This is a genomic window from Myxococcales bacterium, from assembly GCA_022184915.1.
GTDB lineage: Bacteria > Myxococcota_A > Polyangia > Fen-1088 > Fen-1088 > JAGTJU01.
Window position 1 is genome coordinate 256,131 of record JAGTJU010000001.1, and the last position, 19,973, is coordinate 276,103.

Consider the following 19,973-nt stretch of genomic DNA (forward strand, 5'->3'; position numbering starts at 1 on the left):
GCGCAGTCACTTCGGCATTGCACACTGAGGAATTCAGCAACGCATGCGAATCGAAGCGAAGGCGTCATATCTACGGTCTTGGCACGACGCTTATCGATTGACGAGATCCTCCCATTCGCTTTCGTCGAGCGAGCAACTTGCGAGGTCTTGCACAGTGGGTGCCCCACAAGAGGCGCTTCCACTAGCACCTTTGCAGAAAGGGTTGTTGAGCGGAAAGTAGCCAGACTCAACGCAGATGCCAGCCATCACGTTGCCCGCCTTGCCGACATCAAGTATCTCCCGAGCCAAGCGTCGCTGGTCTTCACAATAGGCTTTTGATCCACCCCGATCCTTGCAGTCAATCATGATGTTCTCGAAACCACGCAAGGCGTTCAGCCACATCAACCATGTCATCGGATAGTCGCTGCTGCCATCATTCCCGTTCAACGCGGAGAACCCCCTGATCGTTACGGGCTCTTGCGCCAAAGAATCGGCAGGAGCGTCGCTCGCAAAGGCGGCTTCAATCGAACCCGCGCCCAACGTGCATTTCGCGTGCGCAACCAGACAGCCGATAAGGCGAGGTGTATTTGAGCTCAAGGGCGATGGGCCCTCGCGGGTGCAAACGAGATCGCTCGTCAAGAACGCCTTGCCATTCGCGAGCGGAGAGTTGTCGAGCTTGGCCATGTTCTGCCGCCATTGAGCGACTGCCGGCATCTTCTTGAATCCGTCTTTGTAAATCACTGTGCCGTCTTGTCTGTGGACAACAAAGTTGTACGCGCGGCCGTCAGTGCCTGGGGCCGCCAGGGGGTTAGACTGTCGTGCGCTGGCGAGGCAAGTAAAAGTCTTGAAACCACCACTCTCGTAATAGGGAAACTTGCAACGTCCCGCGGAGGGTTTCGTGCGATCTGGACAAATGGGAAGTGCGGAAGCTACGTACTCCTTATACGCGAATAGACGCTTACATTGATGCGTGGGATCTGCGCTTTCATGAGCGTAGTCGTTGCGGGTAATCGCCCGCACCAACGGCAAGTTTCCGTCGGCGCCACACAAATCGTCTTCGTCGGTACAAGGGATACGGATCGGATCGCCCTCGGTGAATTGTGGTTCGCCACTGGGAAAGGTTGCGGAAGCTGGGCCTATGCTTGTGGGAAGAAAACCCTCCGCGTCGCCGCCGTCGCAAAATGAGCCGCGCGATGGCAGTGGTGTCAGCGTGGGAGTTGTGGTGGCCACAAGCGATGTGCGCGTAAGGAGATTGTTTGGGTCGTAGGCGACGCCGAGAAACGCGAGGAACTCACCCGATGTACCAGAGTCGGCCCCTGGACGGTAAGCCTGACGAAGGCCTTTGGGGCATCCCGTGCTTTGCGGGCACGCGACCCCCGAGAACAAGTTCCCCCAATTCGATATGAGCTCTCGCCGGACCGTGCTTCCACAACGTGCCACGCGGTCATCTCTTCCAGCACACGAACCGTCGGTGTTTTTGCAGCCCGTGTAAACTAGCCGAAGCACGTCGCGCCAGTCTTGCAACACGTACCCACTGGGCAGAACGCCGCTGGTGCGAAGGTGACCCACGCCTCGATCAGGAAAGGTATGGCCGTCGTTCGGGGTGGTTGCTGATGCATGAAAAGCCGTGCAGGAGGCTTCATCTTTGCCGAACGCCCCGATCGAATCATTGTGGGCAACCACTACAACGGCGTCGGCACAAAACGCGAATCCCTCGGCCTGATCGTTGGGGTATGCGCGTGCGCCAACGGGTGGGCTTCGTTCGCGCACTTCTTGGTGCCGCCCCTAAGGCGAAACGGGCGAAAATACCGAGAACATCCCTTGCATTCCTTGTACGACAACTTCGTTTTCCGCCGATCTCCCGCACGCCGACCCCTTCGACCGCGTGTTGATTGCGCAGGCGACGCGGCTCGCAGCACCGATTGTCGCCTGCGACGAGTCGATTACGGCCAACTTCCGCCCCTGCGTCTGGTAGGCGCGGCACCGCGGGGGGGCAGCAGGCCCGCGTCGCTCTGAACGCACACGCTGGTTGCCAGGCTGCCGCGCCAACGATCAGCCAACTCGAGGTGGTCATGGGGGGCGGGCAAGCTTCAGGGCAGTCCGCCCCGGCGCCGGGCAACGAGCTGCCATCTTTTTCGAGCTCCGTATCGGTCGGGAACCCACTAACGTCCGCAGTGTCCGACTTCACGAGCCCCCGTCTAACCCTCCTTTTCCGCTCCCGCACCCGGCGCTTGGCTTGGGGTCAGGGTCGGACCCTGCTGACTTTGGTCGCGACCCTCAGCTTTTCCCTGTCCGCGAAGGGCTGTGCCTCTGAAGACGCGTCCTCGCCCGAGGCGGTGGGTGGGGCCGCGGGCGTGACCGGAGGCGTAGCTGGAAGCGGGACCGGTGGCTCCGGCCCGGTCGGCTCTCATACGGTTCTGTAAGGTCACAACTTTTCGCTCCACATACCTCCGGTGTACTTTGCAACACGTCCCCACCGCTCCGTACATTCAATCGCCGCAGGTGCCTACCGGCCGCGGCATTTCCATTGGGATGTTCGAATGAAGCGGTTCGCCTCGACCCTGTGTTTTGCGCACGGCTGCTTCCTGTTGGCGCTTGCCGCTTGTGGGGGCGACGAGGCGGTCTCGGGTCAGCCTTGCCCCTTCTTCGCCCCTGTCGAGGACGCCCCCTCGGCGGAGGTGTGTGCCGTGGCGGTCGAGGTCGAATCCGACTTCTGGCGCGCGGCGGGCAGCTCGCGTCAGCGGCACCTGTCCGACGAGGCCGCCGCGGAGGAGCGCCCCGGGCGCTTCGTCGTGACGACCTCCACGGGCACGCCGACCCTCAAGGCGCACTGGCTCTCGAACGCCGCCCTCGAACGATGGGCGCCCCAGGCTGCCCAGACCGGCACATGGCCCGCCGCCGTTCGCAGCCACGCCCAGCTCCATCCCGGTGTGGAGACGGTGGTTGCGTTTGGCGAGGCGCGCCTGATCGACGCGGGCGCCCTGGGGCCCGTCTACGCTTACCGGTGGGTGCCAGAGCCGGGCGCTCCGCTCGCGGCCGACCAGGTGGCCTGTGCGGTCTTCGAGCCGAGCCACGACGCCGTGGCTGCCAGTTTGCCCTTCACCAACGTCTTTTTCACCCCGAAGGCGGGCCAAGACACATCCGAGTGTTTTTTGCCCGCCCTGAAGGTGGACCTGTTTCGGCCCGAGTACGAACTTTACAACGCGGGCGTGTCTTTCGGGCGCGTGCGCCTTTACAACGCGCAGCAGTTCGCGCAGGCCGAGGCGACGTTTGCCTTTGGTTGGCAAGACGTGCTGGTGCTCGATGAAGCGCCGTTTGATCTCACGACCGTGGTGTCGGGCGTGGTCACCGGCACCCGCCAGGGGCAGCTCTCGCACGTCAACATCCGCAGCGCTGCCCGCGGAACGCCCAATTGCTTCGTGAGGTCGCCGCTGGCCCGGCTGGCGGCCTGGAAAGATCGCCTCGTGCGCTTCGCGTGCACGGACACGGGCCTCGAGGTCCGTGAGGCCACGCCGGACGAAGCCAACGCGTTCTGGGCCTCCTTCAAAAAGCCGCCCCAGGATCTGCCACCCTACCGGGCCGAGCCGCTACCCCTGGTGGATCTTCTGGCCCTGGAAACGACCAGCCCTGAGCAGCGCGCGGCCGCGGTGTCCGCTTACGGCGCCAAAGGCACGAACCTCGCCACGCTCAACCAGAGGATCGCACAGGAGGTGACGTTGCCGGGATTCCTCGTCCCCATTTCGGCCTACCTGGAGCACGTCAGCCGCGCCGCCGTGTCGGTGCGGCTGGCCTCCAAAACCGTCAAGGGCACGGTGGCCACGGCCCTGCCCGAAGTGCTTGCCGACGCGGAATTCAAGGCTTCGGCGAAACGGCGCAACGACGTGCTCACCGCGTTTCGTCGGGCCATTGCGCAAACGCCCTGCAGCCCCGCACTCATCGAAGCGGTGAGAGCCCAGATCTTGGCACGCGGTCCCGCCGAGCTCATGTGGCGCTTCCGCAGCAGCAGCAACGCGGAGGACATCCTCGGCTTCAACGGTGCGGGCCTTTACACCTCCGAGTCAGGCTGCCTGGCCGACGAGGTGGATGGGGACGGACAGGGGCCCAGCCGCTGCGACGCCGACAAAAAACGTGAACACACGGTTTGTGCAGCCCTGCGCACGGTCTGGGCTTCGGTGTGGAACTTTCGGGCGTTCGAAGAGCGGGACTTTTCGGGCATTCCACACGAACGCGTTGGCATGGGGGTTCTCGTCAACCTGCGCAGCAAGAACGAGCGCTCGAACGCGGTGGCGTTTTCTGGCAACCCCAACAACCCGGCTGACAACCGCATCTTCGTGGACAGCCAGATCGGCACCCTGGAGGTGGTGGCCCCCGAGCCCGGCACGTGGCCCGAGAGCGTGCGCCTGACCTCCGCCCCTCAAGGCACCCAAATAGAGCGGGTACGTCGCTCGAGCGCCCTGCCAAACGGTGAGGTGATGAGCGACGCGGAGCTGACCGCCCTGGTCGCGGCCATGCAAAGCGTGCTGGCGGTTTTCCCACGCGACGCACAGGCCTCGCCCGGCCGGAGCGTCATCTTCGACACCGAGTGGAAGGTGCTCGAGGACGGTCGCCTCATCATCAAGCAGATCCGCCCGTACCTCCGCTAGTCGCTCCCGAGGACTTAGGCGTTTGCAAGCACTCAACACCCATGCAGCCCCTCAATTCATTCATGAAGTGTGCCTCCATGAAGCCCGACCACTGTCCTGTCCCCACATCGCCGATGCGGCTTTCGCGTCACCACGACAACCGGCAAACGCAGCTGCCTCCGAAAGGTCGACGAGGCCTGGGTCGCGTTGGCGCTTTTTTTTGTGCAACGCTTCTGGCGCTAAACGTCGCCTGTGGAGGGAAGGAGGGTCCCGTGGACGACTCCGAAACGGGTGGTGGCCAAGCAGGACGGTCCGGAGGGTCCGGACCGGGGGACCAGAGAGACAACGGCGGAGGGCCAGCGGGCGGGCAGGGTGCAGGAGGGCCAGGTCGTGGTGGCGCCGGGAACCGCGGCGACGAGGGGGTGTTCTCCGGAGGACCGTACAGTGGCTCGTCGCCTCTGCCCAGAGAGGGAACGTGGACATGCGCGCAGATGACGGAGCACTACAACGCCGGTGGCTTCGGTAGCCCCGTAGATGCCGTCTGCCTCCAGACGGTGCCAGACAGAGCGGCGTGGGAACGGATTTCTGTGCGCTTTGATTCGGGTGACATCGTGGCCACGACGAAGTTCATGTTGCCGTGGAAGGGCCGTACCCAGATCCCCAACGCATTCCTTCACTCATCGAACCTGGGCGGCTCAGGAGCCGGCAATCAGTTCGATGGCGTGCACTACGTCTTCGCGAACACCTTCTTGACGCAATACTTTACGGACGATTACATCGACATGTACTTTGCGTCGGGGAACGACCGTGTCGTGAACGGCGGTGTCCTCAATGAGATTCGGAGCCAGTCCGGAACGACTGCATTCGGCTACGTCCTATACGGCAATGGTCGGCTCTCGTGCGAAGAGCAGAAAGAGGTTCACAAGCAAATGCTCGACAGCTTTGCCCTTCGGCCGATGGCGCGTATCGTGTCGACAGGTTTGCAAGACGCCGATCCCCCGCCTCAGGGGTGCAGCATCAGTGTCATCGTGCTCGATGGAGGGTGAAACCGGGGGCGTCAATCTGACCCTAAAGGACCGTCTCGTGAAGGAGCTGCGGCTGCGAAACGTCGATACCGTCGCGGCTGCCAATGACTTCGCCCCGGAGTTCATGTCGTCCTACAATCGCCGTTTCGCCCGTTCGTCCCGCAATGCTCACGATGCCTATCGCCAGGTGAACGTCAGCGTTGAGCAGCTTCGGCGCAACAGGAAGAGCGTGACCAGAGGCGGATCGATTCCTCGAAACTCACCAAGCGCGAAAAGGCGCGCCTACGACAAGCCCGGGACACGGCGACGGTACTTCTGCCATAGAGCGCCTTTAGACCCAAGGAGCTGCGAGCGCCGTGCGGCATGCCTTTGGCGCGCTTGCCCACCGCCGCGTGTCGTCACCTGCCGGGTGCGCCGCTCTCATCCACCCGGCTGCGCATGGACGAATTGCTCCAAGGAGGGGCGCAGAGGGCTTTAGCTCTGGGCTTTTCTTCACGCAGAGAAAAACTGCCAGACTTGCAGAATATTTGAAGATGCGTCTGTCACCTCTGCCCCCACTTCAGGCGTAGGCATGCTTGGCAGACCGATGGGCTGCGAGTGTGCTCCCGAAACCGTCTGTGATCTTTGGTGAAGAGGCGATGTGACGGCTGCGCAACAAACAAGTGCCAAAAAGGAGCCCCAATGTTTCGCCCTAATACTCGGAAAACTCACGACGGATTGCGCCTTGCTGCGCATTTCACTGGCCTCGTGGCGATGTGCACCGTGCTGTCACCGTCGTGTGGCGGCCAGACGGAGCCCGACGGACTCGGTGTTGAAACACAACCGCTTGAGAATGGCACCCCTTTGCCCAGAGGTAAGTACCCGTCTTCGTTGATCTTCGTAGGAAGCAACGGAATCGTCTGCACCGGGACGGCCGTGGCAGACACAGTGGTCGTGACGGCCGCCCACTGCATTTCCAATACGGGAACCAAGACGATCGACGTCAATGGACAGACCATCGAGCTGCCTGTGTTTACAGGCGGAACCGTCGAGGCCTTCAAACGAGGCCAAACATTCCGCATTTCGACCGATGAACGCGTGACGCCGTCGGCGGCCTCGGCGGCGCAGCAGTTCAAGCAATTCACGATCCAAAACGCGGTCATCCATTACAGCTGGGAAGCCCAGATCAAGAAGGCCGGCGCCTTGACGGTGCGCGAACTCTCCCTCGGCGGGGCGGCGGACTTAGCGGTGCTCACGACGAAGGAGAGCTTGAGAAAGGCCTTCAAGGAGCTTCGCTTTGCGAAAATCGACACGGCGACGGTACACCCGCTAACGACGGTCACCTTCGTTGGGTACGGATGTAATGCGAGTGGAACCGACGCTCAGGGTCGCATTGTCTTCGAGAGCAGCAACACGTTCACAGCCGAGTACGGCACGTCCTTCGTGTTGACGAAAGACCAGACCACCGATGTCCTTTCCAACTTCTATCAGGGTGACCTAAGCGCAGTGGCGTCGTCCCTCCAAAAGGGGAATCATCTGATGGCGGGTAGCGGGTTCAGTCTCCCGGGGCTCTGCCCGGGAGACTCGGGTGGACCGGTTTTCCGCGAAGATTCCGACAGCCTGATTGGCGTCAACTCGGGAACGGAATACGCGCCGGCCGCGAACACGTCTGGTTCGCTGCTCAACAGGGTGACTCGGCTCGACACCCCCGAGGTACGGTCCTTCCTGCGCCGACAGGCCCAATGACGGGCATCGCGCACGCTTGACCAATTCGACGCGGCTGCGCGGCAGACACGGAAGCGAACGCCTGGGCGACGTCAATCGCCTAGGCGTCGACGAAAGTGGTTCGGGGTTCGTGGGTGCCCCGCGGGTCAGCGCGGCAACGCCGGCGACCCTCGTGGCGCTTTACGAGATCCGCTCCGCCGCCGACACGAACGTGCTCCCGCAGTTGCGGTACCAGACCACGGGCGTGCCGCGCGGGAGCGAGCTGGCCTTCGTGAAGGTTCGCCACAAAGCCCCGGCGGGCGGACGGAGTCAGCTTTCCACGCTCGTGGGCGCCGATTCCGCGGCTGGTGCCCCGCCCTCCCCGGCCTTCACGTTCTCGCCGGCGGTGGCAGCCTTTGGGTAGCTTCTGCGCCAATCGCCGCACACGGGTCGGGCCACCTTCGCGGACGTGGCGGCGTGGGCCGAACGGGGCCTCGGATGGGACCCAGGTGGGCATCGGCGAGGGTTAGTGTCGCTGGTGCGACGGGCCTCGCGGCTGCACGAGCAAACGTGATCGCACCGTCGATTGTGCTCTTGGTCCGGAGGCCGTGTCAGCTTCGCTTCCGCAACGCCCGCAGCTGCGCTTCCAGCTCTGCGATCGTCTCATCCTTGCGGGCGAGCATCCGGGCGACATCTTCGGCGTCGAAGCGCTGTGGGATGTGTTGCGGGCAGTTCGCATCCCACGCGCAGACGTCGATCACGATCGCGCGCTCGATCGTCGCCTTGTAGCCCTCCACTTTCAGAGACGCCAGCAGCGCGGGATCGTCCTCGACGACGCGGGCCTCTCCCCAGATCTTCACGCGGGATCTTTCTTCGTAGTCGATGAGAAACAGGTTCACCTTCGGATTTTCGGAGAGATTTCCGACGCTGATGTATTGGCGATTTCCGCGAAAATCTGCGAAGCCCAGCGTGTGCTCGTCGATCACGCGCAGAAACCCCGGTGGACCGCCGCGGTGCTGGATGTACGGCTGGCCCTCCGCGTTGGCTGTGGCCAGAAAGAAACTCGTCTGGTCCGCGATGAATGCCCCCAGCGCCGCGTCGATCGCCGTATTCCAGCCTCCCGACTTTTCGAGACGCGCGTACGCGGCCCGCGATCCCTGCCGCCGCTGCACCTCCTTGACGGCAGGACTGAACGCAATGTCGCTGGGGTAGGTCTTCGTTGGTCCCATGGTCAGAGTCCGAGCTCGGTCAATCCCGGGTGAGGGTCGGGGCGTCGCCCGAGCGGCCAGCGGAACAGCCGATCGGATTCGCTGATCGTGACGTCGTTGATGCTGGCCTCACGTCGCCGCATCAATCCGTTCTCGTCGAAGTCCCATTGCTCGTTGCCGTACGCGCGCTTCCAGAGACCCTCGCTGTCCCGACACTCGTAGACAAAGCGCACAGCGATGCGGCTGTCCGAAAACGCCCAAACCTCTTTGATCAGCCGGTAGTCGATCTCGGAGCTCCACTTGCGAACGAGGAAAGCGTGGATGGCAGCGCGCCCCTGGAGAAACTCGGACCGATTCCGCCAATGGCTGTCTTCCGTGTAGGCCAGCACGACCTTGTCGGGATCGCGCTGGTTCCAGGCGTCCTCGGCAAGACGCGCCTTGCGCGTGGCCGATTGACGATCGAACGGGGGGACAGGCGGGCGTGTCATGGGCTTCTCCAGGGGCTGCGCGTGGACGTTCATCACGGCAAGGGCCACCGCGCGTCCGCCTTGCTCACGAACGCGCCCGGATCGGCATCGAACATGGCCTTGGCTTCGGCGCTCGAGAAACGAAACAGGCGATCGGCGTAGCGGCTCGACGACACACCGTCGGACGCAACCCGCTCACCCATCGACACCGCAACCGCGCACAAGTCGTCGTAGGCGGCGTGGGCCGAGAGGCGCGGGAAGTCGACGTCCGTGCCGGCGACCGTGTTCACATAGTTGGTGAGCGTGTTGACTGCCACGTGAAGAACGACCTCGATCACCTGCGCGTCGCTCAATCCCCCTGCCCGCGCCGCCGACAACGCCGCCGCCGAGACATGCCCACGGGCGCGCACCACCTCGGTCGCGAAGCGAAGGGCCGCGTCGGCCTTGGGATCCGCGGAGCGACCTTCTCTGGCCGCCGCCAGCTCGTTTTCGTCGAGCTTCGCCAGGTTCTGCCCGAGGTACGTGTGCGCGGACAGGCAGTAGTCGCAGCCATTGAGCTCCGCCACGCGGATGGCCAGGCGTTGGCGCGTCTTCACATCGAGCTCGCCCTTGCCGAGCGCACCACTGAGCCCCAAGTAACCCTCGAGCGAAGCCGGGCTGGTACCGAGCAAGCGAAAAAGGTTGGGGACCGAGCCTAGCTGATTCTTCACCGCCGCGAGGAGCGGCTGGGAGGCGGCAGGGGTGGCGTCGACGGTGGCGGGGATCGCGAGCTTGGACATGGATCGTCTCCTGGTTCCGGCCCCGCGAAGTGCGGTGCCTGCTACGAGAGACAACAAGAAGCGCGCCAGGCGGTCTCTCGGAGAAAGCTAAATATTTCAAGTGGTTTAGCCGATACGCATGTCTACGACTTTTCGTTATACGACGAAAGTTCGTTCCCTCATTCACGATTTCTCGTAGTCTCGACGGGTGAACCAATCGCTCCTGCCGCGGGTCCTGGTGTCGGTGGCGCAGAACCGAACGCTCTCGGAGGTCCTGGACGCCATCGTCAGCGGCATCACCGCGTGCCACGACGTCGTCTTGGCCCGCATCTGGCTGGAGGGTCCGGGCGACGACTGCGCCTCGTGCGCGTTCCGGCCCGAGTGCCCGAATCAAGAGCGGTGTCTGCACCTGGCGGCGAGCGCGGGGATCGAGACCGAGCGCGGCACGGCGCCCGCGCGGCTCGACGGCGCCTTCCGACGGTTTCCGCTCGGCGTGCGCAAGATTGGTCGCGTTGGCAAAGCGGGCGAGCCACTGCTCATCGAACATGTGCGCGGCGACGAAGACTGGGTGGCTCGCCCCGCGTGGATGAAAGCCGCGGGGATCCAAACCTTCGCCGCTCAGCCGCTGGTCTTTCGCGGACAAGTCCTGGGCGTCCTGGCCATCTTCGACAAGGGAGCGTTGACGAAGGAAGACTTCGATTGGCTGCGCGTCGTGGCCGATCACGCAGCCGTCAGCATCGCCAATGCGCGGGCGTTCGAGGAAATCGAGTCATTGAAGGCACGCCTGGAGGAAGAGAACCGCTACCTACGAGAGGAGGTCACGTCCGCGCTGGGCGTGGGCGACATCATCGGGGGCAGCGCGGGCCTGAAGAAGGTCACCGAACAAATCCGTCTGGTCGCCCCGACGACCGCGACGGTCCTGGTCATGGGGGAAAGCGGTACCGGGAAGGAATTGGTGGCGCGGGCCATTCACGAAAACAGCGACCGTCGCGATCGTCCGTTCGTGAAGGTCAACTGCGGCGCGATTCCAGAATCGCTCTTCGAGAGCGAGTTCTTCGGTCACGTCAAGGGTGCATTCACCGGGGCGCTTCGTGACAAACCCGGGCGTTTCGAGCTCGCCAACGGCGGGACACTCTTGCTGGATGAGATCGGCGAAGTGCCGCTGGGAATGCAGGCGAAGCTGCTTCGCGTGTTGCAAGAGCAAGAGATCGAACGCGTGGGTGACACGCGCGTACGCAAGATTGACGTACGCATCATCGCGGCCACCAACCGAGACCTGAAAGCCGAAAGCGCGCGCGGGCGCTTTCGCGAGGATCTCTACTATCGGCTCAGCGTGTTTCCGATCGACATCCCACCCCTGCGCGACCGTCGCGAGGACATCGCGCCTCTGGCGGCCCACTTCGCGTTGCAAGCCGCGCGACGCATGAACCGCCCGGCGCCGCGTCTGAGCGCGGCCATGACGCTGCAGCTCGCCCGGCACGATTGGCCCGGCAACGTGCGGGAGCTGCAACACGCGGTCGAACGCGCCGTCATCCTGTCCAAGGGTGGTCAGCTGCGGTTCGATTTCCTCGGGTCGCAAACATCGCCAGAACTTCGTTCAGCAGCGCCCGCACCGACGTCGGCGGTGCTCACCCGGGAGGAGCTCCGCCAGGCCGAGCGCGACAGCATCACCCGGGCGCTCGAACAATCGCGCGGGAAGATTTTCGGGCCCGACGGCGCGGCGGAACTGCTGGGCATGAAGCCCACGACGCTCGCCTCGCGCATCAAGGCGCTGGGGATTGCGCGACCGCGCGCGTGAACACCAACCTCCTCGTCACGGGCGCCAACCTGGTCATTGCTCAGGGCCGCAGCAGGGAATCGAATCTCAGTTCCCCATGCTCTACTCGCCTTCGAAAGTTCCGATCCATCAGGTGTAGATACAAGTTCGCGAGCAGCGGCGAGACCACCCCAGCCTGCGGCACGCCGCCCAGTGGCCTTCGTGGCCCCGCCTCCTTCCCGTTCATCGATCACCGGCGCCGCCACAAACATGCGGATCAGCGCAAGCATCAAACTATCTAACATTCGACTCGCTACCACCTTCATCAGGCGATCGTGCGGTATCGAGTCGAAGTATCGCTCGATGTCCGCGTCGATCACCCAGCACATCCCCTCGGCGATGCTCTCGCCCACCGCCTTGAGTGCATCGTGCGTGCTTCGCTTGGGCCGGAATCCATACGAGTCCGACCCAAAGTCGGCCTCGTAGATGGGTTCGAGCGCGGCGGCCCGAGGCGTCGGGACCAGCTGCCGCCCACGTCGGACGAAAAGCGGGTCGGAGAGCGCCCGTCGCAGCCGCCCAAGGGCGTTGCTGAGCGCAGGTTGCGTGACGCCCAGGCGCTGAGCCGCGCGCGTGACCGTCCCTTCTCGCATCACGGCAGAGAAGACCACGAGAAGGTTGAGGTCGATGGTCTTAATATTCACAGCATGAATTCCTTAGCATGAAAAAAATAATTGAAACGCAGTGTCTCCCGCTGCGTATCCATCGCCGAAAGGGAGAACCATTCATGAACCGCAAAGTTTCGCTTCGATGGGCCCTGCTTGGGGCCTGCACCTTCTCTTCATTGACGGTTGTCGGCTGCGACGACGACGACACGAGCATGCCCGACGCGGCAACTCCGGGGGGCCCCGTGGGGCCCATGGACGCTGGGGCAGACCCCGACACGGGGAGCGTCGCCGACACGTCGATGCCAGCCACCGGGAAAGACCCCGCCACGGCTCCCAAGGCAAGCGTCGACCGGTTCTCGGCGGCTGCAGGAACCCTGATGGTACGCGACGCCACGAACGGTCTGCCTCAGCCCAACCAGGCGATTGACTTCGACGTGGGGGCCCCGTTCATCACCATGGGGCTAGGCCCCGAGGGACAGAAGGTCGAGTATTACAACTTCGACGTGAAGTCGACGACACCGGCGCCGATTTACGTGCTCTTCAAGCCCGGCGCCCAGATGCCCGTTCCGGGGCAGCTCAACATCATCGATGTCATCCCAGGAGATCCCGGCTACAACGACTTCTGGCGCGTTCACCGCGTCGACGTGCCCGAAGCCTACGTCACCAACACGTACACGAGCGTGGCCGAGCTCACCGCCGCTGGACTTGTCATCACCCCCATGGACGTGATCGTGAACTGTCCCGTGGTTCCTGATGGCTCCATGGCGCGCAAGCGAGTCGGGATGGGTTCGGCCGCACTGGTCGCCGGCTGGTTCAAGGGGCAGGTCGTCAAGTACTTCACCTTCGAGGAACGGGCCCTCGCTGGTGCAACGGTTCCCCCTTCCCCGATTTACGTGCAGTTCAATGTCAACCCAGACCAACCTGGCGGAGGCCCCGGTTCGGGCTTCAAAACCGAAATGGGCTCGAGCCAAACCCACAACGTGGTTGCCACCTTGCCACAAGACGCTGCTTACTCTCCGCTGTGGAGCGTGAACGTGCTCGACAACGCTGCCTTCGACACGGTCAAGAACCTGGCGACAGCCCAGGCCGCCCCTGTGCTGGGCGCCGGTGTTGCCACGGTGAACTGCCCCGTCGTCGGCGCCCAAGCGGCTGCCGAGCCAGCGGTTCCCACGACGGCGGCCGCCCTGAAGACTTTCCTGGAAAGCGGGGGCTACAAGACCTTCAAGGCCGAGCCCATGGCGCATGCCTCGACGGGCCCGCATGGCAAGGTGCGTACGTACGTCAACGCGTCCCTGGCGGCGGCCCTGGCAGCAGGCGGCACGAATCACCCTGTAGGGGCGGCATCCGTCAAGGAGCTCTTCGGAAGCAACGACGCGCTCAGAGGCTGGGCCGTGTTGGTGAAGACCGAAGCCGCGAGCAATGGTGGGCAGGGCTTCTATTGGTACGAGATTCTCGACGGAAGCGTGGTCGCGGACGGGCAGGGCGTCGGGCTCTGCTCGAGCTGTCACGCCGCAGGCAAGGACTACGTGCTGACGCCGGCGTTCTGAAAATCGGCATAGGGGCGCCGGGAATTAGCCCCGGCGACCCCTGCCACGGCAGGCTGGGCTCGTGAACGGGCCGCTCTATACCGTCGACTTCGTGGACGCCACCGCCCGAGGCGCCGGCGTGATTCCGTGGGGAGCCTGCTGTGTTGGTAGGTCTGCGGTTCGTGCGCCATTTGCACCAGTTTTCTTCCGTGAGCGCAAACTTTTCCTGCTTACTCGGCGGCCTTTTCGCCCTTAACATAGTTGGCGTAAACGAAAACGGGGATGCTCAACGTCCCTAGGTGTTGGCGAATCAACGGTTCAACCGCCGCCCACTCAAGTCCACCGTGGCCCGTGGCCAAGCGGGGGATCGCAAGGCTCGCAATCTTCTCCTCGTCGATGACATGTCGCAATGACCTCAAAGCGTGGTTCACATGTTCGATCTTCGCCTTTCCTGGCAACGCTTTTTCGCTGGGGGCCGGCTCTTGCGTAAGGAGATTGTAGATGCGCGTCCCGTTCGGGCTTGCCCACGCCCACAACTGGCCAGTTTTTGGGTGCGTCTCGTGAAACCAGTGACGAAAGTCTTTTGCCAGGGCTGGGTAATGCTCCCGCAGCGCAAGCGCAAGGCCCGACGCAAAGTGATCATTTGGGGCGATGCCATGAGCGATGGCCTTGGCGCCGCTTAACAGAATATCTCCAGAAACAAGCTTCAGCATGCAACTGCCTTATGCACCCGCCATGCCGCGGGTTCCCAAACCGAAGATCGCCGGGCACTCATGCGCTGACCCTCCGTGGATTAAGCGGTAGAGTGGGACCATGAAGCGCTTACCTCTTGGCCTTCTCCTAGGCGCCCTGACGTCAGCCTGCATGAATCACGGCGATGATGGGGGCCACTTAGATCACGGGAGTCTGCCCGCGCTGGCCCCGATGCTTCGGCCCTTGCCCGCGGGCGAGGTCGCGTCACCAGCTACGGCCACCAACGAAGGCCCATCCGCCAACACGGTGGAGGTTCGCCTAAGTGCTGGGCCTACTCAGCTGGCCTATCTAGACGGCAAGAACACAAGCGTTTGGGCGTTCAATGGCTCGATCCCGGGCCCAACGATCGTGGCGAAACGCCTCGACCGGGTGATCGTGCACTTCACGAACAACCTCCCCGAGGCCACCACCATTCACTGGCACGGCCTGCGAGTTCCGAATGCAATGGACGGCGCTGGCCGCCTGGCACAGCCCATCCTCCCGGGCGGCACCTTCGATTACGAGTTTGAGGTGCCCGATGCGGGATTGTTCTGGTACCACCCACACATCCGATCGGACGTGCAAGTGGAAAAGGGGCTCTACGGCGCGCTTTTGGTGAAGGATCCTGCCGAGCCAGCGCTGGGCGTGACGACGGAGCACTTGATGGTGCTCGACGACGTTGGGGTCGACCCGACCACCGGACAGCTGATTGAGACCCAAGATCACCGCGCCCAGATGATGGGACGCGAGGGTAACCTGCTGCTGGTCAACGGCCGCCCGTCCAACGGCGCCCTGTCCGTAACCCCGGGCGAGCGGGTGCGGCTTCGCCTGGTGAACGTTGCCAATGCGCGCATTTTCAAGCTGCAACTGGATGGCGCAGCCCTGATCCAGATCGGCGGCGATGGGGGGCTCCTGCCAGCCCCACGGCCCCTCGAGAGCTTGATCCTGGCCCCTGGTGAACGCGCTGACGTAGTCTTGGTGGTGACCGCACCTGCTGCCCTAAAGGCTAGCCCGTACGAACGGGCGCGTGGCGCCGGAGGCGCTGAAGCGCTGGACCTCGTGCGCTTCGTGATGACAGAGCGCCCGCCTGTCAACGCAACCCCACTGCCCGCTGTGCTTCGCACCATCGAGACCATCGCCCCGACGGTTGCCTCACGCACATTGCGCCTGGACGAACGCATGGCCCATCACGGCTGGCAATTCACCATCAACGGTCGGGTGTTTCCGAAGGTGCCCCTCTTGGATGCTTCACTGGGCAGCCGGCAGCTATGGACTGTGCGGAACGACAGCGACATGGATCACCCGTTCCACCTGCATGGCTTCTTCTTCCAACCGCAAGGCGTTCCCGAGTGGAAGGACACCATCAACGTGGCCGGGCGATCGAAGGTCGAACTGGTGGTCGACTTCGCGCCGCGGACGGGGGCGGCCGGCGACTGAATGTACCACTGCCACATCCTTGAGCACGCCGAGGGCGGCATGATGGGAGAGGTCCGCGTCCGGTGAGCGCGGCGCATGGACTTAGGTGGACCCCAAACGTGGGACCCATTGGCCTGATTGATGAGGATGATCTCTGCTGTCTCTGATTGTTGGGATGGCGGTGATGTTTCGTTCGGAGCGGTGGCGGGAACATGGCCATCTGTCCACATCCGCACGGCGGCAATGGGTCTCCCCACCCCGTGAGCGCCGTGCGGTTGTGGGCAGTCTGCGATGTTCATTCCGCTGCGGCCAGAATTGAAAGGCGCTCGTTCATCTCAAAGTCATAGAAGCCGGTTCGCGTCTGACATCCGAGTGCCTGGTGGGGCCGGCGTTCGTTGTACAGCTTGAGGTAGCGACCGATTCCTATCCGCGCTTTGATGAGGTCGTCGTAGTCGTTCAGGTAGACTTCCTCGTGCTTCAGAGTTCGCCAGAGGCGTTCCACGAAGATGTTGTCCCGCACCCCGTGACACGGGACAGCCTCGCCTCATGGCCCGCCGGCCCGTGGCCTACCCCTAGATCTCCATGACGCTGGCGGGCGGGGAAGGTGACGTCTTCGGTACATCCGGTTCGTCGGCACCCCCGCGTGGGTCAGCGTGCGAGGCGTGCGCACAGATTCGCTTGCTAGGATCGAAACTCGCGAAGATTTCCCTTTATTTCGGCGTGATCGCTCGTAGGGTAGGGGCACTGGGACATGGCTGTTCCTCGATCCCTTTTGCTCTGGAGCGTTCGATGAAAACTCAACGAACTCACTGCTTTTTCGGCAGTCACGGGTTGACCATTCTGTTGTTGCTCTCGGCTTGTGGCCCCACGGGAGGTGACAGGGACCCGAGCGGAATCGGCCAGGAGGCAGGCGGAGGCTCTGGGGGATCGGGCGCTGCGGCTGGCGGGGTCGGTAGCGTTGCGGATGCGGGTCCACCGCCTTTGCCCGTCGAACTGCCCGACGAACTGACGGGCCAGGATGAATCTTCCACTTGTGCGGAGAACGTGCAGGAGGCCAAGGAGTCACCCGTCGCTCTGTTCGTGCTGCTCGATCGTTCGGGCTCGATGACGGAGAACGGGGATCGCTGGACGCCCGTGACGGAGGCGATCCTGTCGTTCGTCGAATCACCCGCGAGCGGGGGTATGAAGGTGGGACTTCAGTACTTCCCTCTCAACGGGACCAAGAAAGACGATCCCGTGATTTGCCAGATCGACAACTACACGTCCCCGGCGGTCGAGCTAGGGGCGTTGCCGGGCAACGCGGATCCCATGCGGATGTCCATCGCAGCCAACCACTTCACGTCGGCGAATTCCCAGGATCCGGAGCACTCGGGCACACCTACGCTGGCCGCGGTGCAGGGCGTCCTGCAGCACCTGACGGCATGGGGGCAAGCCCATCCGGATCACAAGCTCGTCCTGTTGTTGGCCACCGATGGCAACCCGACGAAGGCCTGCGCCAAAAACACGATTTCCGAGATCGGCAAGGTCTTGAAGGCAGCCTCCGAGGCGCCAAAACCGGTGAACACGTTCGTGATCGGCATTGGCACCGTCAGCAACTTGAACCAGCTGGCTTTGGCGGGCGGCACGGGGCGCGATGCTTTCATCGTGAGTGGTGGGGGGGGCGAAGCCACGCGGAAAGAGCTCGACGTGGCGCTAGCGGAGGTGCGCTCCCTGTCTTTGCCGTGTCGTTTCGCGATCCCGAGTAGCCCGGGAAAAACGCTCGACCCGAACCGTGTGAACGTGCAACTGCAGGGCGCCGGCCAGTCATCGTCGCTGGGGCGGGTGGAGAGCGCCGCGGCTTGCAAGACGGACATGCCCGCTTGGTACTACGACGATCCTGGTGCTCCCAAGGAGGTGGTGATGTGCCCGTCGGCCTGTGATCTGCTCGCGGGCCAGGCGCGACGGGTGGAGATCGTCTTTGGCTGCGCGACGGTCGACGTTTTCTGATCGGTCAGCGTGCCGCCTCGGCAAAGGTGTCGCAGACCGCAGGCTTGCCTGCCTCCAGGCCTCGTTTGAACCAGAATGCCCGTTGCGCGGCCGAGCCGTGTGACCAGGTCTCGGGCGTCACGTGCCCCTGACTTTGCTTCTGAAGCCGGTCGTCGCCGATGGCGGCGGCCGCGGCCAGCGCCTCGTCCACGTCTCCTGCCTCGAGCAAGTTGCGCTTCTGCGCGTCGTGGGCCCACACGCCCGCGTAGCAGTCGGCCTGCAGCTCCAGCTTCACCGAGAGACCTTCAGCGCCTTTTTGTAGGTACTCCGGCGCCTTGTGCACCTTGCCGGTCGTGCCGAGCAGATGCTGCACGTGATGGCCAATCTCGTGCCCGATGACGTAAGCCTGGGCGAAGTCGCCAGGTGCGCCAAAGCGCTCATGGAGGTCTCGGTAAAAAACGAGATCGATGTACACCTTTTGGTCGGCGGGGCAGTAGAACGGCCCCATTTGGCTTTGCCCCAGCCCACACGCTGACTGGGTGGCGCCCCGGAACAGCACCAGCTTGGCGTCGCGATACCGCCCGGGCATCACGCGCTGCCAGGTGGCCTGCACGTCGTCCAAAACGAAGCCGACGAAGCGGGCCATTTCCTGCTCCTCTGCGCTGCCCACGGTGCCCTCGCGCTGGCTGCCGTCTTGGGTGCCCACGAACGACACGGCGCCGGCAAGCACGGCGAAGACCGCAATGCCTTTCCAGCCGAAGCGGGCGAAGTAGGGCAGCAGGCCGAACACGCCCATGCCCGCCCTTGCGGGGCCCTGACCCCTCCGGTCCTCCACGTTGTTGCTGAAGTGGTCGCGATCCCAGCGCATGATGTAGGAGGAACTGTAGCAGGGCGCCGCCGCGCCTTCCGTCGGCCCGGAGGCGATGCCACTGGCGCGGACACGCCCGGGGAGAAGACCTCATGTTACCATGACCCAAGGTGGCAACGGAGCACAGCGGACTCAGGGCAGGTCATATCGCGGGGCTGGACGGCATGCGGGCGATCGCCATCCTTGCCGTGATCAGCTGGCACAGCGCACTGGCTTCACAGTTTCCGTTGGAGGCGCTTGGCCCCGTGCAGGCACTCGTGACCAGCGGGTGGGCCGGCGTCGACCTGTTTTTTGCGCTCTCGGGTTTTCTCATCACCACGCTCCTGCTGCGAGAGGAGGCCGAGCGGGGGCGCTTTTCGTTGAGCCGCTTTTACCTTCGTCGTGCTCTGCGGATTCTGCCGGTCTTTTATGCCGTCTTCATTCTCTTGACGTTCGTGTTCGCTCGCAGTTCCTGGTTTGCGAGCGTGCGGGTGATGCACGTCTGGCAGAAGGGGTCTGCCTTGGGCCTGTGGCCCTACGCGACGTTCTGGGGCAACTACTTCACGGGTTACTTCCAGGGGGCGTTCTCACAGCCCGTCTACAATCCTGGTGACGCCTTCCTGGTGTTTTGGTCTCTGTGTGTGGAGGAGCACTTCTATCTGCTGTGGCCCCTGGTGCTGTTCGGGGTCCGCTCCACCCGCGTGCGCGTGAGCGTCGCCTTGGCGGTGTGTCTGGCCCTGCCAGCGCTGCGTTTTTTTGCTTGGTCGAACCTGTGGGACGCAGAGAGCACCATCCACACGGCGTCCCACTATCGTCTCGACTCTCTTTTGATCGGGAGCCTGGGGGCCTTGATGTTCGATTCGGCCTGCCTGCGGCCGCGGGCGCTTCGGATCGTCGGCTTGAGCGCTGCGGGTGTCTCGGCCTATCTCGTGGCCGACGGCAGCCTCTCCGTGCGCCCTGCGGGCAACGCGCTTGGGGCTTCGCTGGGCTTGTCGGCTGTGGCTGTTGCAAGCACCGTTGCCCTCATGGAGCTCAGGCGACTTCCCCTCGCACCGTGGACGCGTGCGCTCGAGGCGAGGCCGCTCAGGTACGTGGGTAGGCTCTCCTATGCGATGTACTTGATTCACTTCCCCATGATTGATCTCGGGCGGCGCTTGTACTTTTCTGTTCCGCGCTCTGCGACGCTGGGAAACTTTCTGGTTGCCACCTGCTGGTTCACGCTCCTGAGCGTCGCGGCAGCTGCGGTGCTGCATCACGCGGTCGAGCGGCCGTTTTTGCAGCTCAAGCGCCGTCTGGGGCGCGCGGGAAGTGTGTGACTTTGCGC

The 19,973-nt window shown here is 63.6% G+C and carries 17 protein-coding genes and 1 pseudogene; 10 read left to right on the forward strand and 8 right to left on the reverse strand.

Annotation, left to right across the window (positions count from 1 at the left end; all coding sequences use genetic code 11):
- Positions 1–90 precede the first annotated feature (90 nt).
- Positions 91–720, reverse strand: coding sequence for a hypothetical protein (locus KA712_01155; GenBank protein MCG5051543.1), 630 nt, complete (start codon positions 718–720; stop codon positions 91–93).
- Positions 721–2,519: 1,799 nt separating this feature from the next.
- On the opposite strand from KA712_01155, the gene KA712_01160 reads away from it, so the two are divergent.
- The 4 genes from KA712_01160 to KA712_01175 all read left to right on the forward strand — a co-directional run bounded on the left by KA712_01160 (position 2,520) and on the right by KA712_01175 (position 7,733).
- Positions 2,520–4,622, forward strand: coding sequence for a PEP/pyruvate-binding domain-containing protein (locus KA712_01160; protein ID MCG5051544.1), 2,103 nt, complete (start codon positions 2,520–2,522; stop codon positions 4,620–4,622).
- Between the two features lie 251 nt (positions 4,623–4,873).
- Positions 4,874–5,647 (forward strand): hypothetical protein, encoded by a 774-nt coding sequence (locus KA712_01165; protein ID MCG5051545.1) that lies wholly within the window; start codon positions 4,874–4,876, stop codon positions 5,645–5,647.
- Between the two features lie 849 nt (positions 5,648–6,496).
- Entirely contained in the window at positions 6,497–7,351 is an 855-nt protein-coding gene (locus KA712_01170; protein ID MCG5051546.1) for a trypsin-like serine protease, read from the forward strand.
- Between the two features lie 16 nt (positions 7,352–7,367).
- Entirely contained in the window at positions 7,368–7,733 is a 366-nt protein-coding gene (locus KA712_01175; protein MCG5051547.1) for a DUF3520 domain-containing protein, read from the forward strand.
- 187 nt (positions 7,734–7,920) lie between these two features.
- On the opposite strand, the gene KA712_01180 is transcribed toward KA712_01175, so the two are convergent.
- From KA712_01180 to KA712_01190, 3 genes are read right to left on the reverse strand one after another with little or no spacing between them, the layout of a single operon-like run.
- A complete protein-coding gene (locus KA712_01180) occupies positions 7,921–8,538 on the reverse strand; it encodes a pyridoxamine 5'-phosphate oxidase family protein (protein MCG5051548.1) in 618 nt (205 codons plus the stop codon).
- 2 nt (positions 8,539–8,540) lie between these two features.
- On the reverse strand, positions 8,541–9,005 hold the full coding sequence (locus KA712_01185) for a nuclear transport factor 2 family protein (protein MCG5051549.1): 465 nt from the start codon (positions 9,003–9,005) through the stop codon (positions 8,541–8,543).
- A gap of 32 nt (positions 9,006–9,037) precedes the next feature.
- Positions 9,038–9,763 (reverse strand): carboxymuconolactone decarboxylase family protein, encoded by a 726-nt coding sequence (locus KA712_01190; GenBank protein MCG5051550.1) that lies wholly within the window; start codon positions 9,761–9,763, stop codon positions 9,038–9,040.
- A gap of 187 nt (positions 9,764–9,950) precedes the next feature.
- On the opposite strand from KA712_01190, the gene KA712_01195 reads away from it, so the two are divergent.
- Positions 9,951–11,540 (forward strand): sigma 54-interacting transcriptional regulator, encoded by a 1,590-nt coding sequence (locus KA712_01195; GenBank protein MCG5051551.1) that lies wholly within the window; start codon positions 9,951–9,953, stop codon positions 11,538–11,540.
- 443 nt (positions 11,541–11,983) lie between these two features.
- On the opposite strand, the pseudogene KA712_01200 reads toward KA712_01195, so the two are convergent.
- A pseudogene (locus KA712_01200) lies at positions 11,984–12,199 on the reverse strand (LysR family transcriptional regulator).
- An 83-nt stretch (positions 12,200–12,282) separates the two neighbouring features.
- On the opposite strand from KA712_01200, the gene KA712_01205 reads away from it, so the two are divergent.
- Positions 12,283–13,710, forward strand: coding sequence for a hypothetical protein (locus KA712_01205; protein MCG5051552.1), 1,428 nt, complete (start codon positions 12,283–12,285; stop codon positions 13,708–13,710).
- 209 nt (positions 13,711–13,919) lie between these two features.
- Here the strand turns inward: KA712_01205 and KA712_01210 are convergent, their stop codons facing one another.
- Positions 13,920–14,402, reverse strand: a complete 483-nt coding sequence (locus tag KA712_01210) for a hypothetical protein (GenBank protein ID MCG5051553.1) — start codon at positions 14,400–14,402, stop codon at positions 13,920–13,922.
- Positions 14,403–14,502: 100 nt separating this feature from the next.
- On the opposite strand from KA712_01210, the gene KA712_01215 reads away from it, so the two are divergent.
- Together KA712_01215 and KA712_01220 are read left to right on the forward strand one after the other, a co-directional pair.
- Complete coding sequence (locus tag KA712_01215; GenBank protein ID MCG5051554.1) at positions 14,503–15,858, forward strand: multicopper oxidase family protein; 1,356 nt, start codon at positions 14,503–14,505, stop codon at positions 15,856–15,858.
- A complete protein-coding gene (locus tag KA712_01220) occupies positions 15,859–15,924 on the forward strand; it encodes a multicopper oxidase domain-containing protein (GenBank protein ID MCG5051555.1) in 66 nt (21 codons plus the stop codon). It begins immediately after the preceding gene.
- Between the two features lie 208 nt (positions 15,925–16,132).
- Here KA712_01220 and KA712_01225 read toward each other — a convergent pair whose 3' ends face one another.
- Positions 16,133–16,339: an integrase core domain-containing protein gene (locus tag KA712_01225; protein MCG5051556.1), complete on the reverse strand. Its 207-nt coding sequence runs from the start codon at positions 16,337–16,339 to the stop codon at positions 16,133–16,135.
- Between the two features lie 287 nt (positions 16,340–16,626).
- Here KA712_01225 and KA712_01230 point away from each other — a divergent pair, with 287 nt between their 5' ends.
- Entirely contained in the window at positions 16,627–17,823 is a 1,197-nt protein-coding gene (locus KA712_01230) for a VWA domain-containing protein (protein ID MCG5051557.1), read from the forward strand.
- 4 nt (positions 17,824–17,827) lie between these two features.
- On the opposite strand, the gene KA712_01235 is transcribed toward KA712_01230, so the two are convergent.
- Positions 17,828–18,670 (reverse strand): neutral zinc metallopeptidase, encoded by an 843-nt coding sequence (locus KA712_01235; protein MCG5051558.1) that lies wholly within the window; start codon positions 18,668–18,670, stop codon positions 17,828–17,830.
- Between the two features lie 110 nt (positions 18,671–18,780).
- Here KA712_01235 and KA712_01240 point away from each other — a divergent pair, with 110 nt between their 5' ends.
- A complete protein-coding gene (locus KA712_01240) occupies positions 18,781–19,965 on the forward strand; it encodes an acyltransferase (GenBank protein MCG5051559.1) in 1,185 nt (394 codons plus the stop codon).
- Positions 19,966–19,973: the final 8 nt, after the last annotated feature.

Excerpts from the sequence above, each read along its gene's own strand:
- KA712_01160 (MCG5051544.1), top strand. The coding sequence starts at position 2,520 with ATGAAGCGGTTCGCCTCGACCCTGTGTTTTGCGCACGGCTGCTTCCTG.
- KA712_01180 (MCG5051548.1), bottom strand. The coding sequence starts at position 8,538 with ATGGGACCAACGAAGACCTACCCCAGCGACATTGCGTTCAGTCCTGCC.
- KA712_01185 (MCG5051549.1), bottom strand. The coding sequence starts at position 9,005 with ATGACACGCCCGCCTGTCCCCCCGTTCGATCGTCAATCGGCCACGCGC.
- KA712_01190 (MCG5051550.1), bottom strand. The coding sequence starts at position 9,763 with ATGTCCAAGCTCGCGATCCCCGCCACCGTCGACGCCACCCCTGCCGCC.
- KA712_01205 (MCG5051552.1), top strand. The coding sequence starts at position 12,283 with ATGAACCGCAAAGTTTCGCTTCGATGGGCCCTGCTTGGGGCCTGCACC.
- KA712_01210 (MCG5051553.1), bottom strand. The coding sequence starts at position 14,402 with ATGCTGAAGCTTGTTTCTGGAGATATTCTGTTAAGCGGCGCCAAGGCC.
- KA712_01215 (MCG5051554.1), top strand. The coding sequence starts at position 14,503 with ATGAAGCGCTTACCTCTTGGCCTTCTCCTAGGCGCCCTGACGTCAGCC.
- KA712_01230 (MCG5051557.1), top strand. The coding sequence starts at position 16,627 with ATGAAAACTCAACGAACTCACTGCTTTTTCGGCAGTCACGGGTTGACC.
- KA712_01235 (MCG5051558.1), bottom strand. The coding sequence starts at position 18,670 with ATGCGCTGGGATCGCGACCACTTCAGCAACAACGTGGAGGACCGGAGG.